A 13,670-nucleotide genomic window follows, 5' to 3' on the forward strand; every position below is an offset into this window, starting at 1 on the left:
CGGCCTCGCTCCCGGGAGGACCGCGCTGCAGGCCCCATCCTGGGGCCCAGCGCTTGACGGGCATCCATGCCCGTCACCTCCCTCCGCAAGGCCTGCGTTCGGCCTCCTGAAGTCGCGAAGATCAAGATCAAGATCAAGATCAAGATCAAGATCAAGAGCAAGAGCAAGAGCAAGAGCAAGAGCAAGAGCAAGAGCAAGAGCAAGAGCAAGAGCAAGAGCAAGAGCAAGAGCAAGAGCAAGAGCAAGAGCAAGAGCAAGAGCAAGAGCAAGAGCCGGGGCTCGGCTTTGGGTTACTTCACTTTGCATGCACCGTAATCGCCACCAACCGCACAACCACCGGCCTGACCATCAGCACACAAACAAACGCCACAGGCATCGCCAGTTGATAGGCCTTCAGCACATTGCTCAGGTACTGCGCAGTAACCCCGGCATTCGCCGCAGTGATCACGAAGCACATCAGTAGCGCCATGATCGACGACATGAAAAAGGCAAAAACGTAAGGCGTAGCACCCGGGTGCAATTTGCGTCGGCTGCGCGACTGGGACAGGTTGCTCATGTGAACTCCTGAAAGGTGAGTGGAGCCGCAGGTTAGCAACCCGCCCGGCCGCAGCTGTAGACCAGCTTTACTGAGTTCTTTATAAAGAGATTCTTACGAATCCGAGAGCTCACGCATGGACCTGCTCAACGCCATCCGCAGCTTCATCAAAGTGGTGGAGGCCGGCAGCATCGCCGGCGGCGCCCGTAGCCTGGGCCTTAGCCCGGCAGCGGTCAGCCAGAACCTGGCACGCCTGGAGGGCCATCTGCAGGTGCGCCTGCTCAGTCGTACCACCCGCAGCATGGCACTAACGCCGGCGGGTACGCAGTATTACGAGCGTGTCAGGCATATCGAACGTGACCTGGCTCTGGCCGAGCAGGCCGTCACTACGCCAGACAGTGAACCCCAAGGGCGTCTTTGCATTGCCTCGACGTCCGCTTTTGGCCGCCACGTGCTGGCGCCACTCATCCCCGCATTCAGTCGCCGCTATCCGCTGCTTTCGATAGAGTTGGTAACGACTGATCGGCGGGTAAACCACGCCCGTGAAGACGTCGATGTGAGCCTGCGCATTGCCCCGCAACTGGAAGACCAGCTGTTGGCTCGGCACATAGCCCGTATCCCGTTCATTTGCTGCGCCTCGCCCGGTTATTTGCAAAGCGCTGGGGTGCCGGGTTCGCCCGAGGCATTGCGCGATCACCGCTGCCTTGTGTTCCGCTACCCGGTGGATGGGCGGTTTTTACGCTGGGGCTTTATGCGCGACGGGCTGCGTTTTGAAGCGGAGTTCGGCAGCGTGCTGATCAGCGACGACATCGACGCACTGACTCAGATGGCGCTGCACGATGGCGGCATCACCCGCCTGGCTGAGTTCATTGTGCGACCGCATCTGGCCAGCGGTGCACTGGTACCGTTGTTCGAGTACAGCGACAGTGGCCAAGCCTACGCCCAGACTGAACCGATGGATATCTACCTGTGCCTGGCCGACCGTTTTGCCATGACCGCGAAAGTGCGTGTGTTCACGGATTATCTGCGCGAGTGCCTGGGGGACAGTTGGCAGGTACAGGCATGAAAAAACCGCCACGAGGGCGGTTTTTCAGAGGGTACGTACGGATCAGAAGCGGTAGGTGAGGGAGGCACCGATACCGTGAGCGCTGTTCTCGTACTTGGCCTGGTAGCTGCCTTTGGTTGCGCTCACCTGATTGACCTTGGTGTCTTCCTCCCACAGGTAGGAATAGGCCACGTCGATGGTCATGTCGTCGTTTGGGCTCCAGCCGGCACCCAGGCTGAACACCTTGCGGTCGCCAGTCGGGATACGTGGCGAACGGTCGTGGTTGTTGGTCGGCGATTGGTCGACGGTGAAGCCAGTGCGCAGCACCCACTCCTTGTTGACCTTGTACGACGCACCAATGGCGTGGGCCCAGGTGTCATGCCAGTTCTGTTCTTCGGTGATGGTCTGGAACGCCGAACCTGCCAGTGGCGCCGGGACATCGTTCTGCACGGTGATGTCTTTCAGGCGGCTCCAGCGGGTCCAGGTGCTGCCTGCATACAGGGTCCACTGATCGTCCAGTTCATGGGTCACCGAGAGGTCGACCGATTCCGGCGTCTTGATCTTCAGCGTTGCGTCGAACTTGCTGCCGTTGAACGGCCCAATCAGCGGGGTGCTGACGCGGGTCTTGCCCTCCAGCTTGTAGTCGACCATCGAGTGGTAGGTGAGGCCGACGCGGGTACGGTCGGTGGCCTGCACCAGGATGCCGATGTTGTAGCCAACGGCGGTATCGTCACCCTTGATTTTCACTTCGCCGTCATTACGGCCCGGCGTGAACGGGTTGATCAGGCTCGAGCCCAGTTCCCCTTCGATGCGGTTGATGGTCGGGCCAAAACCGATCGAGACCTTGTCGTTGAAGGCATAGCTGACCGTCGGCTGGAACGTGACAACCTGTACGTGGCTCTTTTTGCCCCAGTAGCGCGCGGCATCATCGCTGCCATAGTCGGTTACCAGGCCGAACGGTACGTAGACACCGAAGCCGACGCTCCAGTGGTCGTCGATCGGCTTGACGTAGTAACCCATGGGTACGCCAACGAAAGGCACCATGTCACCATCGGTTTCCCCCCCGAGGTTGCTGCCACGGCCCGAGATATCGGACTTGGCGATAACGGCGGCGGCGCCCACGGTAGCCTGTTCGCGTTTGAGGCGGGACATGCCGGCCGGGTTGCCAAACACGGTGCTGGCATCATCGGCAGAAGAAGAACGTCCCGCGAAACCTGTCCCCATGCTGCTGATGCTCTGTTCGTTGAGCGCGAAGCCGCTGGCGAGCAGTTGGCTGGAAGCAATTGCAACCGCTACGCCGAGGGAGGTTTTGAGCATTACTTTTTTCATTATTAGAAAACTCCTTGGGATCTCCGGGGCGAAAAGCTACCAACAAATCACGCGCTGCGCTATAGCGGCAATCGCTGAAGATAGAGCGCTTTTGTAGGACAATCCGACCAAAATTCCCTTTTTTCCGGTAATGTTGTAGGACGCTTCTTAAGATGCTTGTGGCAATTTCTGATCTATGCAGGTGTGCCAGGCATGGGTGAAGTCGCGCAAGCGACCTTGGGGATGGAAAATCTGCCGCCAGATCCGCGCCAGCGCTAACAGGTCGTCAGCTGCGGGCAGTGGCGTGCCCTGCTCTTCGACCAGCATCCAGGCAATTGCAGTGGAATAGCGCAGGTTGACGGTGAGTTCCAGATGCGGACCGCCCAGGAAGGCGTGCTGGCTGGCCAGGCCGCGTACAAGGCTGGCCAGGTCGGGGTCGCGGGCCAGATATTCGTCCCAGAGTGCCCGGTGACGGTGTTCGCCAATGCGGTAAAGGCCGTGCCCGCGCCGGTCATGCAAAGCTGACCCGAGTGCCGACTGGCTGGCGGCTATGCCCAGCAACAAGGCTTCGGCGCTGGCGCAGTGACGGTTCAGGTAGACCAGGGTGGGTCGGATCACATACTGACACAATTCATTCGCCGCAATACCCATGATGCCCTCGAGCAATTAAGGGCCGGACGGGCGCTGGAGCTTGGCAGCTGGTGAAAGATCAGGCCCGCCGGAAGCGGTAAGCACCGCTCGAGTTGAAGTGTAGTGTGATAATCGTGGTGTAAAGAGCTGTTTTTAAATCGATTGCTGCCTGACGTCCCGGGCTATATGCCCTGAGGCAATTACGCCAAGAACGTTCAGGCAGGCTTACAACAGGCCGATTCAGCGCTTGAATACCACGGTATTCGCCGCTCACGCGGTGAGCGATTGACGAGTCCGGGCGATGACCGCCTGCAGCGGTTCGTTCCGGCTGTACTGTTCAGGGTACAGGCGCTCGGTGTGGCAGGCGACGCCGTGTTCGTCTACCAGGGTAAAGCTGAAGCTGCCCTTGCGTGGGGCAACGATAAGGCACTTCAACGGCGAGAAGGCCTGGGAGAGGGTGCCAATGGCAGCCTGAATCTGATGATGAGTTTGCATAATTGTTGGAGGTTCCTGCTTTAAACACGGGGGATATGATCCGTGCATGATAGAAACGTTCCAGTGACGCCATTATTAAGGGACGAACGAACCTGACTGGAACAGGGCAGCCAGAGGGAGCGCAATCAAATGTGGGCGCTTGGGCTGACTGGTAGGTACTTCGGAAGGCAGGCAGCACTCCGGGGCCAAGGTTCTAGGCCGTCGGGTGGAATCCTGATCAATCTGTCACGTGATTCGTGCTTGAGCAGCCTGAGGCTGGCGAAGTGAATCATCGAATGGGCCGTCCTGGTTTCAGCAGCGCACTCTTGGGGGGAGTGGGTCTGCAAGGACGATGTGGCCCGAATTGACTTTCAGCTTGGTACTAACGAGGGGCACCTTACTGGAAAGATTGGCGCTTGGCAAGCCCTACGTTTGTTCAGGTGAGCCGCGCAGTATGGCGCGTAATCGCATTGCTGTGAAGAGGGGCAAACGGCCCGTATCCAGGCTGATGTGCCCATTTCGTGCACGCCAATGACGATTAATGGTGCACTTGTTCACATTCGGGTCAGCGGTTGTAACAAGCCGGCAACACGCCTCAACAGCCTCGCCAATGCCTTGACTGGGCGGTTAAGTCAATGAAAAAAAACACTATTTTTAGCTGGTGAAAAAATCGTCAGTTTGAGACAAAGCCCCAATTTACGGGGCTTTGCGGGGTGTGCAAGGGGGTTGTCCACCGAGTTATCCACAGGAACTGTGGATTGTCCCGGGCGCTTGCTCTAGAACGGGCGTGCCAGCATTGCAATCAACTGTCCGACAATCGACATGCCCCGACAGACCAGTTGGTCATCGACTGGAAAACGTCAAGAAAAGATCATTGAAATTTTTTTTCAATCCTTCAGAAATCGACAGGTCATGGCGGAAAAAAAAGAGTAGAGTGGCGCGCCTTTCGAGTTACCAAGCCTGTTGCTCATGAAGTTTCGCGGTAAACACCTCACCAGCCCCGCTGCATCGACGCCTCTTCCCGAACGCTTTTCCTTGAAAGTTGCCTTGTGGCTGCTCGACAGCCCGCGCCTGGGCGACAAGCGGCAGGTCAAACACTTGGCCGGGCGGCTGCTGAAACAGCCGGCGCGTCAGGGCGTGGTGGTGGCACAGAGCCGTTTGGGGCAGATGCTGTGCCGCGATTGCGGCAATGCCCGCGACCGGCGTATTGGCCATGAACTGCTGCGCCAGGCTGCCCGCGCCGGTGATCGGCGAGCACAGCTGGAGTATGCGCGGCTGTGCCAGAACAACGCACCGGACCAGGCGAAGTAATGCTCCGACAAGCCCCGGGCTGATAAGCTGCACTCAATTTGCAACAGCGTGATCGGGGTAAGCATGACAGTGGATCTGGGCAGCATTCTGCTGGGCTTGGTGGCAGGTGCTTTACCTTGCCTGGTGTGGGTCATGCAGGTGCAGCGCCGCCAGGGTGCACGGCAAAGCGAGCAGGCCTTGCTCGAAGAGCGCTTCAACGCAGCACAATTGACCCTGGCTGGCCTGCAGGCCCAGCTGGAGGCCAGCCGCGACGAAGTCAGCGACCTCAGCGAAGCCAATACCGTCAAGCAGGCTCAGATGGCCGCCCAAGGCCGCGAACTGGAGTTGCTGCAGATTGACCGCGACAACGCCCGTGACGCGGCCCACGCCTGGAGCCTGGAGCGTGCCAACCGTGAAGCCGAGTTGCGGCGCCTGGAGGCGCAGGCAGCGCGTCTGGAGGCCGAACTGCGTGAGCAGCAGGAAAGCCATCAGCAGCGCCTGGAAGACCTGCAGGAAGCCCGCGACACCCTGCGCGCCCAGTTTGCCGACATGGCCACCAAAATCTTCGACGAGCGCGAGCAACGCTTCGCCCAGACCAGCCAGCAGCATCTGGGCCAGTTGCTCGACCCGCTCAAGGAGCGCATCCAGTCTTTTGAAAAACGCGTGGAAGAAAGCTATCAGCAGGAAGCCCGCGAACGTTTTTCCCTGGGCAAAGAGCTTGAGCGCCTGCAACAGCTCAACCTGCGCCTGTCCGACGAAGCCACCAACCTGACCCAGGCTCTGAAAGGCCAGAAAACCCAAGGCAACTGGGGCGAGCTGATCCTTGAGCGGGTGCTGGAGCATGCCGGCCTGGAAAAAGGCCGTGAATACCAGACCCAGGTCAGCCTCAAGAGCGCCGACGGCGAGCGTTTCCAGCCCGATGTGCTGATCATGTTACCCGGCGACAAACAGGTGGTGGTGGATGCCAAGGTCAGCCTCACGGCGTACCAGCAGTTTGTCGCCAGCAATGATGAGGCCGCGCTCAAGCAGCATGTCCAGTCGCTGCGCAGCCACGTCAAAGGTTTGTCGAGCAAGGACTACAACCGCCTCGAAGGCCTGCACAGCCTGGATTTCGTGCTGCTGTTCGTGCCCATCGAGGCGGCCTTCTCTGCGGCCTTGCAGGCCGAGCCGAACCTGTTCCAGGAAGCCTTCGACCGGCATATCGTGATTGTCAGCCCCACCACCCTGCTGGCTACCCTGCGGGTGATCGACAGCCTGTGGAAACAGGAGCGACAGGGCCAGAATGCCCGGGAAATTGCCGAGCGCGCCGGCTGGCTGTACGACAAGTTCGTGCTGTTCATCCAGGACCTGGATGAGCTGGGCAGCCGGCTGCAGCAGGTGGACAAGGCCTATGCGGCGGCCCGTAACAAACTGTGCGAGGGGCGCGGCAACCTGGTCAGCCGCAGCGAACAGCTGAAGCTGCTGGGCGCCCGCGCCAGCAAGAGCCTGCCGGCAGACTTGCTGGAGCGGGCGCTGTCCGATGAGGTGCCGGATGCAGCGGTTACTGAACCTGGCTCAGATGGCGGTTGAGCATGGCGCGCAGGGCCGCCGGCTTGACCGGTTTGGCCAGGTAATCCAGGCCTGAGGCATGCACCATGGCGATGGTTTCCTTGCTGCCGTCGGCGCTGATCACCACGCCTGGCACCGGCTCGCCCAGGCGCGCACGTAGCCAGCCCATCAGCCCGGTACCGGTCTCGCCGTCATCCAGGTGGTAGTCCACCAGCGCCAGATGGGGGCGCATGCCTTTGGCCAGCAGGGCTTCGCATTCGGCCTGGTTGCGCGCGGTCCATACCTGGCAGCCCCAGCGGCTGAGCAGGCTGTTCATGCCAATCAGGATGCTGTCTTCGTTGTCCACGCACAGCACTTGCAGCCCCGCCAGTGGCTGGCCGCCCTGTTGTTCTGCGGGGGCGCTTGGCGCCGGAGCGGCCTGGCGGGCAATCGGCACGCTGACGCGGAACACCGTGCCCTTGCCCGGCCACGAGCGCACTTGCAGCGGGTGCCCCAGCACCCGGCACAGGCCGTCGGCAATCGCCAGGCCCAGGCCCAGGCCTTTTTCGGCGCGTGTCTGGTGGCTGTCCAGGCGCTTGAACTCCTGGAAGATCACTTGCAGCTTGTCGTCGGCGATGCCCGGGCCACGGTCCCACACCTCCAGCCACAGCCGCTCGCCCTGGCGGCGCGCGCCCAGCAGGATCGGGCTCTTGCCGTAGCGCAGGGCATTGGTAAGGAAGTTCTGCAGTACCCGACGCAACAGCTTCATGTCGCTGTCTACCCGCAGCCGGCTGCCACGCAGGCGGAACTCCAGGCCTTTCTCGGCCGCCAGTACCTTGAACTCGGCACCCAGCGTGTCGAACAGTTCGTTGAGGGCGAAGGGCTTGGCGTCAGGGGTGATCTTGCCGTTTTCAAGGCGCGAGATGTCCAGCAGGTCGCTGATCAGCTCTTCGGCCGAGCGCAGCGAACTGTCCATGTGCTGTACCAATTGCTGGGCCTCTTCGTTCATGCCCTCGGCCTGCTGCGACAAGGCGGCGGAGAACAGCCGAGCGGCGTTCAGGGGTTGCATCAGGTCATGGCTGACCGCCGCCAGGAAACGGGTCTTGGACTTGCTTACCGCTTCGGCCTGGCTCTTGGCTTCGGACAACGCCTGGTTCAGTTGCGACAGTTCGTGGGTGCGCTCGGCCACCCGTTGTTCCAGGCCTTCGTTGGCATCGCGCAGGGCCTGCTCGGCCTCACGGAACGGGGTGATGTCGGTGAAACTCATGACGAAGCCGCCCCCCGGCATCGGGTTACCGATCAGCTCGATCACCCGGCCATTGGGGAACAGCCGTTCGGAAGAATGCGCGCGGCCTTGGCGCATCCAGTGTAGGCGCCGCGCCACATGCACCTGTGCTTCGCCTGGGCCGCACAGGCCACGCTCGGCGTTGTAGCGGATGATGTCGGCAATCGGCCGGCCCACGCTGATCAGCCCGTCGGGGTAGTTGAACAGCTCCAGGTAGCGACGGTTCCAGGCCACCAGGTGCAGGTTCTGGTCGACCACGCTGATGCCCTGGTTGATGTTTTCGATGGCGCCCTGCAGCAACGCGCGGTTGAACTGCAGTACCTCGCTGGCTTCGTCGGCGATGCGTACCACGTCTTCCAGCTGCATGTCGCGGCCTTCGATGGCCGCCTTGACCACGGCGCGGGTCGACGAGGTTCCGAGCACCCCGGCCAGTAGGCGCTCGGTGTGCTCGATCCAGTCGCCGTCGGCATTCTGGTTGGGGTTGAAGCCCTTGCCCTGGCGGTAGGCGAAGCGGATGAAGCTCTGCCGGGCGCGCTCCTCGCCAACAAAACGCGACGCCAGGGTCAGCAGGTCGTCGATCTGCACCGCCAGCAATGGCTTGCTGCTGGGGCGGGCGCTGGTCTGCTGGCCGATGAAGCGGCCGGCTTGCCAGTGTTCGGAAACCCGTGTACGCGACAGTACCGAGACCCAGGCGAACAGGGTGAAGTTGCCCGCCAGGGAAAGCACCACCCCTTGTGTCAGCGGGCTTATTGGCAGGCCCAGTGGGTTGCCATGCAGCCAGGCCAGCCCCGGGAACAGCTGCAGCGGCCAGCCCAGGCTATGCGCGGCAATCGGCAGCACCAAGGTGTAGAACCACAGGAAGATGCCTGCCGCGAGGCCGGCGAACACGCCGCGGCGGTTGGCCTGCTTCCAGTACAGCGCGCCGAGCATGGCCGGGGTGAGCTGGGTGACGGCGGCAAAGGCGATCTGGCCGATGGTCGCCAGGCTGGCGGTAGAGCCCAGCAGGCGATAGCTGACGTAGGCCAGCAGCAGGATCACCACAATGGTTACCCGGCGCACCGAGAGCATCCAGTGGCGGAAGGCCTCGAACGGCCGCTCGGCGTTGTTGCGGCGCAGCAGCCAGGGCAGCAACATGTCGTTGGAGACCATGGTCGACAGCGCCACCGCCTCGACGATGACCATGCCGGTGGCTGCCGAAGCGCCGCCAATGAACGCCAGCAGGGCCAGGCTCGGGTGCGCCTCGGCCAACGGCAGGCTGATGACGAACGAGTCGGAAATCACCGTGCCCGGCAGCAGCATCTGCCCGGCCAGGGCAATCGGCACCACGAACAGCGCGGCCAGCGCCAGGTACATCGGAAACACCCAGCGCGCCAGGCGCATGTCCTGGGGTTCGATGTTCTCTACCACGGTGACGTGGAACTGCCTGGGCAGGCAGATGATCGCCATCATCGCCACCGCGGTTTGCACCACCATCGACGGCCAGTTGACGGTTTCTTGCCAATAGGCCTGCAAGTGGATCGACTGGCGTGCCTGGCTGAACAGGTCGTCGAAGCCGTCATACAGGTTGAACACCACGAAAATGCCCACGGCCAGGAAGGCCAGCAACTTGATCAGCGATTCGAAGGCAATCGCCAGCACCATGCCACGGTGGTGTTCGGTCACGTCCAGGCTGCGGGTGCCGAACACGATGGCGAACAGTGCCAGCACCAGGGACACCACCAGCGCGGTGTCCTGCACGCGGGTGCCGGTGGCGTCCGCGTTGGCCCCGATCAGCAGGTTGACCCCCAGCACGATGCCTTTGAGCTGCAGGGCAATGTACGGCAACACGCCGACCAGGCAGATCAGCGCCACCACCACCGCCAGGGTTTGCGACTTGCCATAGCGTGCGGCGATGAAGTCGGCGATTGAGGTAATGTTCTGCTGTTTGCTGATCAGCACCATCTTCTGCAGCACCCAGGGCGCGAAGATCAGCAGCAGCACCGGGCCCAGGTAGATCGGCAGGAATGCCCAAAGCTGTTCGGCGGCCTGGCCGACGGCGCCGAAGAAGGTCCAGCTGGTGCAGTAAACGGCCAGCGACAAACTGTACACCCAGGCACGCAGCTTCGGCGGCAACGGCGTGCTGCGGCGGTCGCCGTAAAAGGCGATGGCGAACATGACGGCCATATAGGCCAGGGCGACCACGGCGATCAGCCCGCTGGACAACGACATGAAAACTCCGAAGCAAAAAAGATAACGCGGTCCCGATCAACCAGTCTGGCACGCAGGTGCAGCTTCGTCAGCGCAGACCATGGTTGTAGGCGAGAGCTTGCTCGCGATTGATCTGAAACAAAACATCATTTTTTTCGGGTGCCCAACCCGTAAAACACCCCCGCCAGCAACACCGACAACACCAGCAGGTAGAAAATTGCCCCCGGCCAAAGGTGCACCAGGGCAAACCCCACCATCACCGGCCCCAGCGCCGCCCCGAGGTTGGACAGGTTCTGCGCGCCGTAATACACCCCGCGCAAGTGCTCCGGCGCGATCAGGTCGATGAACATGTATTCGGCAGGGATCACGATGATCTCGCCCAGGGTGAACACCAGCATCGCCAGGCACCACGCCAGCACCGAGCCTGCCAGCGAAAAGCCCAGCAGCCCGGCGATGAACAGGGCCATGCCGGCCAGCAACCAGGGCATCAGGTGCTGGCGGCTGATGCGCCGGCCAATCAGGTACTGCAGGGCAATCACCGTCACTGCGTTGGTGGTGACCAGGTAGCCGACCAGCCGCGCCGCCTCCGTCGGGCTGCTGGTGACCACCAGGTACTGCGACAGGTAGGCGGTGAATTGGCCGAACACCACCGCGCTGAGCACCCCGCCCAAGGTGAAATACACCAGCCGGCGGTCACGCGCCAGCCCCAGCGCCACCTGGCCGAAGCCGGCCGCAGGCTTGTCCGGTGCGCTCGCCTGCAGGTCACGGTCGCCAAGGCGCCAGTAGGCCAGGCACATGCCCAGGCCTAGCAGGGCCGAGGCGATGAACGGCATGTGGTCGTCCAGTTCCAGCATGGCGACCCCCAGCAGCGGGCCGGCGGCGTAGCCGACGTTGCTGAGGGTGTACTTGATGGCGAACACCTCGGCCCGCGCTTCCACTGGCAGCAAGGCACAGAAGCCTGCCTTGGCGGCGATGTCGACCACTGCAAGCGCCAGGTTGATCAGCACCAGGCACAAAAAGAACAATAGCGCCGATTCACTGACGACCGCGGCGACGAAGGCCAGGGCGAACAGCAGGGTGCTGGCGCTGACCAGCGTGTGGTTGCGCACGGTGTCGACCAGGTGGCCACCATACAGGCTCAGCAGCGAGGCGATGATCAGCGCGCCACCGATCAGCAGGCCGATCTGGCTGATCTGCAGCTGGAAGTTGTCGGCCAGGTACACCACCAGGTAGGGCAGGGTGAGGGCGCGGGCGACAGTGAGGGTGAACGTGGTCAGCAGCAGCAGGCGTACGGTGTGCGGGTAGCGTTTCAGGGCAGCTAGCATTACCACGTCCTTGTTGTTCTGGTTTGCCGGGCACAAGCATAAGCCACATGTGGCCTCGGCAGGAGTGCCCCGGCTGCTTCTGCAAAAAGCGTGTAGGCTTGCCAGCCAAGGCATTTGCCATGCAGATTTGTGGCCTGACGTGCCCGGCGCGCCTCCAATTGAAAAGCCCTCAGGACCAAGGACGATGAGTCACTCCTCGCAATTCACCTTGCTCGGCAAGCGGCGCTTCCTGCCGTTTTTCATCACCCAGTCGCTGGGTGCCTTCAACGACAACCTGTTCAAACAATCGCTGATCCTCGCGATCCTGTTCAAGCTCAGCCTTGGTGACGGTGACCGTTCGATCTGGGTCAACCTGTGCGCCTTGCTGTTCATTCTGCCGTTCTTTCTGTTCTCGGCGCTGGGCGGGCAGTTTGGTGAGAAGTTCGCCAAGGACGCGCTTATCCGTGCGATCAAGCTGGCCGAGATCGTCATCATGGCAATCGGTGCGCTCGGTTTCATCACCAACCACCTGGCGCTGATGCTGGTGGCGCTGTTCGGCATGGGAACCCACTCGGCGCTGTTCGGCCCGGTGAAGTACTCGATCCTGCCGCAGGCCCTGCGCGAGCAGGAGTTGGTCGGCGGCAACGGGCTGGTGGAAACCGGCACGTTCCTCGCCATCCTTGCCGGCACCATCGGTGCCGGGGTCATGATGTCGGCCGACAGCTATGCCACGGTAGTGGCCGGCGGTGTGGTTGGCACTGCGGTGCTCGGCTACCTGGCCAGCCGCTGGATCCCGCGGGCCGCTGCCGCCTCGCCGAACATGCCGCTGGACTGGAACATCTTCAGGCAATCGTGGGCAATTCTGCGCATGGGCCTGGGGCAGCCGCCCGCTGTGTCGCGCTCGATCGTGGGTAACTCGTGGTTCTGGTTTGTCGGGGCCATCTACCTCACGCAGATCCCGGCCTATGCCAAAGACTGGCTGCACGGCGATGGCACGGTGGTGACCTTGGTGCTGACGCTGTTCTCGGTGGGCATCGCCTTGGGTTCGTTGCTATGCGAACGGCTTAGCGGGCGCAAGGTGGAGATCGGCCTGGTGCCGTTCGGCTCGTTCGGCCTGACCCTGTTCGGCCTGCTTTGGTGGTGGCACTCCGGCGATGTGCCGGTAGCAGCGGCGCCGCATGACTGGCTGGAGCTGCTGGGCATGGGCCAGGCCTGGTGGATCCTGCTGTCGATCGTCGGCCTGGGCGTGTTCGGTGGCTTCTACATTGTGCCGCTGTATGCGCTGATTCAGGCCCGCACGGCCGAAGACCAGCGCGCCCGGGTGATTGCGGCCAACAACATCCTCAATGCCTTGTTCATGGTGGTGTCGGCGGTGCTTACCATCATCCTGATGGGGCTTGCCGAGCTGAGCATCCCGCAGCTGTTCCTGGTGGTGTCGCTGCTTAATATCGCGGTCAACGCCTACATCTTCAGGATCGTGCCCGAGTTCACCATGCGCTTCCTGATCTGGCTGCTCAGCCATTCGATGTACCGCGTGCAGCACCGCGACCTTGAGCGCATCCCCGACGAAGGCGCGGCGCTGCTGGTGTGCAACCACGTGTCGTTCGTTGATGCATTGCTGCTGGGCGGAGCAATTCGCCGGCCGATCCGCTTTGTGATGTATTACAAGATCTACAACCTGCCAGTGCTCAACTTCGTGTTCCGCACCGCAGGCGCCATCCCGATTGCCGGGCGCAGTGAAGACCCCGCCACCTACGAGCGGGCCTTCGCACGCATTGCCGGGTACCTGGCTGCTGGTGAGCTGGTGTGCATCTTCCCGGAGGGCAAGTTGACCGGCGATGGCGAGATCGATGTGTTCAAAGGCGGCGTCAAGCGCATCCTCGAAGAAACGCCGGTGCCGGTGATTCCGCTGGCTTTGCAGGGGTTGTGGGGCAGTTTCTTCAGCCGTGACCCGGCCAAAGGCTTTTTCAGGCGCCTGTGGTCGCGGGTAACCATTGTGGCGGGCGCTGCCATCCCGGTGGAGGCAGCGCAGCCTGAGCTGTTGCGCGAGCAGGTCAGCCGCCTGCGCGGTGACCTGCGCTAGCC

General features: G+C 62.0%; 10 protein-coding genes and 1 pseudogene. 5 read left to right on the forward strand and 6 right to left on the reverse strand.

Annotated elements, in window-relative coordinates; genetic code table 11:
• Positions 1-66 precede the first annotated feature (66 nt).
• A complete protein-coding gene (locus CKW35_RS28415) occupies positions 67-315 on the forward strand; it encodes a hypothetical protein (RefSeq protein WP_177434968.1) in 249 nt (82 codons plus the stop codon).
• Here CKW35_RS28415 and CKW35_RS24465 read toward each other — a convergent pair.
• The gene (locus CKW35_RS24465) at positions 296-556 is read right to left on the reverse strand and encodes a DUF2798 domain-containing protein (RefSeq protein WP_016485290.1); all 261 of its coding nucleotides are present in this window, start codon (positions 554-556) and stop codon (positions 296-298) included. The two genes, CKW35_RS28415 and CKW35_RS24465, sit on opposite strands and share 20 nt — an antisense overlap.
• Positions 557-671: 115 nt before the next feature.
• Between CKW35_RS24465 and CKW35_RS24470 the strand changes: the two genes are divergently transcribed.
• Positions 672-1,601: a LysR family transcriptional regulator gene (locus tag CKW35_RS24470; protein ID WP_016485291.1), complete on the forward strand. Its 930-nt coding sequence runs from the start codon at positions 672-674 to the stop codon at positions 1,599-1,601.
• 42 nt (positions 1,602-1,643) lie between these two features.
• Here CKW35_RS24470 and CKW35_RS24475 read toward each other — a convergent pair whose 3' ends face one another.
• From CKW35_RS24475 to CKW35_RS24485, 3 genes are all read right to left on the reverse strand, one after another.
• Positions 1,644-2,909, reverse strand: a complete 1,266-nt coding sequence (locus tag CKW35_RS24475) for an OmpP1/FadL family transporter (protein WP_023048965.1) — start codon at positions 2,907-2,909, stop codon at positions 1,644-1,646.
• A gap of 147 nt (positions 2,910-3,056) precedes the next feature.
• Entirely contained in the window at positions 3,057-3,539 is a 483-nt protein-coding gene (locus tag CKW35_RS24480; protein WP_016485293.1) for a hypothetical protein, read from the reverse strand.
• Between the two features lie 249 nt (positions 3,540-3,788).
• Positions 3,789-4,013: a hypothetical protein gene (locus CKW35_RS24485; RefSeq protein ID WP_009686213.1), complete on the reverse strand. Its 225-nt coding sequence runs from the start codon at positions 4,011-4,013 to the stop codon at positions 3,789-3,791.
• 948 nt (positions 4,014-4,961) lie between these two features.
• Here CKW35_RS24485 and CKW35_RS24490 point away from each other — a divergent pair.
• Positions 4,962-5,300, forward strand: a pseudogene (locus CKW35_RS24490) (sel1 repeat family protein); the annotation flags it as partial.
• A 180-nt stretch (positions 5,301-5,480) separates the two neighbouring features.
• On the forward strand, positions 5,481-6,851 hold the full coding sequence (gene rmuC, locus CKW35_RS24495; protein WP_172455955.1) for a DNA recombination protein RmuC: 1,371 nt from the start codon (positions 5,481-5,483) through the stop codon (positions 6,849-6,851).
• Here the strand turns inward: rmuC and CKW35_RS24500 are convergent.
• Together CKW35_RS24500 and CKW35_RS24505 are read right to left on the reverse strand one after the other, a co-directional pair.
• Positions 6,823-10,302, reverse strand: coding sequence for a hybrid sensor histidine kinase/response regulator (locus CKW35_RS24500; protein ID WP_016485296.1), 3,480 nt, complete (start codon positions 10,300-10,302; stop codon positions 6,823-6,825). The genes rmuC and CKW35_RS24500 overlap by 29 nt on opposite strands.
• 125 nt (positions 10,303-10,427) lie before the next feature.
• Complete coding sequence (locus CKW35_RS24505) at positions 10,428-11,606, reverse strand: MFS transporter (RefSeq protein ID WP_095117048.1); 1,179 nt, start codon at positions 11,604-11,606, stop codon at positions 10,428-10,430.
• Positions 11,607-11,790: 184 nt separating this feature from the next.
• Here CKW35_RS24505 and CKW35_RS24510 point away from each other — a divergent pair, with 184 nt between their 5' ends.
• Complete coding sequence (locus CKW35_RS24510; protein ID WP_095117049.1) at positions 11,791-13,668, forward strand: MFS transporter; 1,878 nt, start codon at positions 11,791-11,793, stop codon at positions 13,666-13,668.
• Positions 13,669-13,670 lie beyond the last annotated feature (2 nt).

Origin of the sequence: Pseudomonas sp. Irchel 3F3 (assembly GCF_900187545.1) — a bacterium.
Taxonomy (GTDB): Bacteria; Pseudomonadota; Gammaproteobacteria; order Pseudomonadales; family Pseudomonadaceae; genus Aquipseudomonas; species Aquipseudomonas fortuita.

What these genes read in the sequence shown, in the direction of transcription:
- CKW35_RS28415 (WP_177434968.1), top strand. Translation starts at nt 67, where the DNA reads ATGCCCGTCACCTCCCTCCGCAAGGCCTGCGTTCGGCCTCCTGAAGTC.
- CKW35_RS24480 (WP_016485293.1), bottom strand. Translation starts at nt 3,539, where the DNA reads ATGGGTATTGCGGCGAATGAATTGTGTCAGTATGTGATCCGACCCACC.
- CKW35_RS24475 (WP_023048965.1), bottom strand. Translation starts at nt 2,909, where the DNA reads ATGAAAAAAGTAATGCTCAAAACCTCCCTCGGCGTAGCGGTTGCAATT.
- CKW35_RS24500 (WP_016485296.1), bottom strand. Translation starts at nt 10,302, where the DNA reads ATGTCGTTGTCCAGCGGGCTGATCGCCGTGGTCGCCCTGGCCTATATG.
- CKW35_RS24465 (WP_016485290.1), bottom strand. Translation starts at nt 556, where the DNA reads ATGAGCAACCTGTCCCAGTCGCGCAGCCGACGCAAATTGCACCCGGGT.
- CKW35_RS24485 (WP_009686213.1), bottom strand. Translation starts at nt 4,013, where the DNA reads ATGCAAACTCATCATCAGATTCAGGCTGCCATTGGCACCCTCTCCCAG.
- CKW35_RS24505 (WP_095117048.1), bottom strand. Translation starts at nt 11,606, where the DNA reads ATGCTAGCTGCCCTGAAACGCTACCCGCACACCGTACGCCTGCTGCTG.
- CKW35_RS24470 (WP_016485291.1), top strand. Translation starts at nt 672, where the DNA reads ATGGACCTGCTCAACGCCATCCGCAGCTTCATCAAAGTGGTGGAGGCC.
- CKW35_RS24510 (WP_095117049.1), top strand. Translation starts at nt 11,791, where the DNA reads ATGAGTCACTCCTCGCAATTCACCTTGCTCGGCAAGCGGCGCTTCCTG.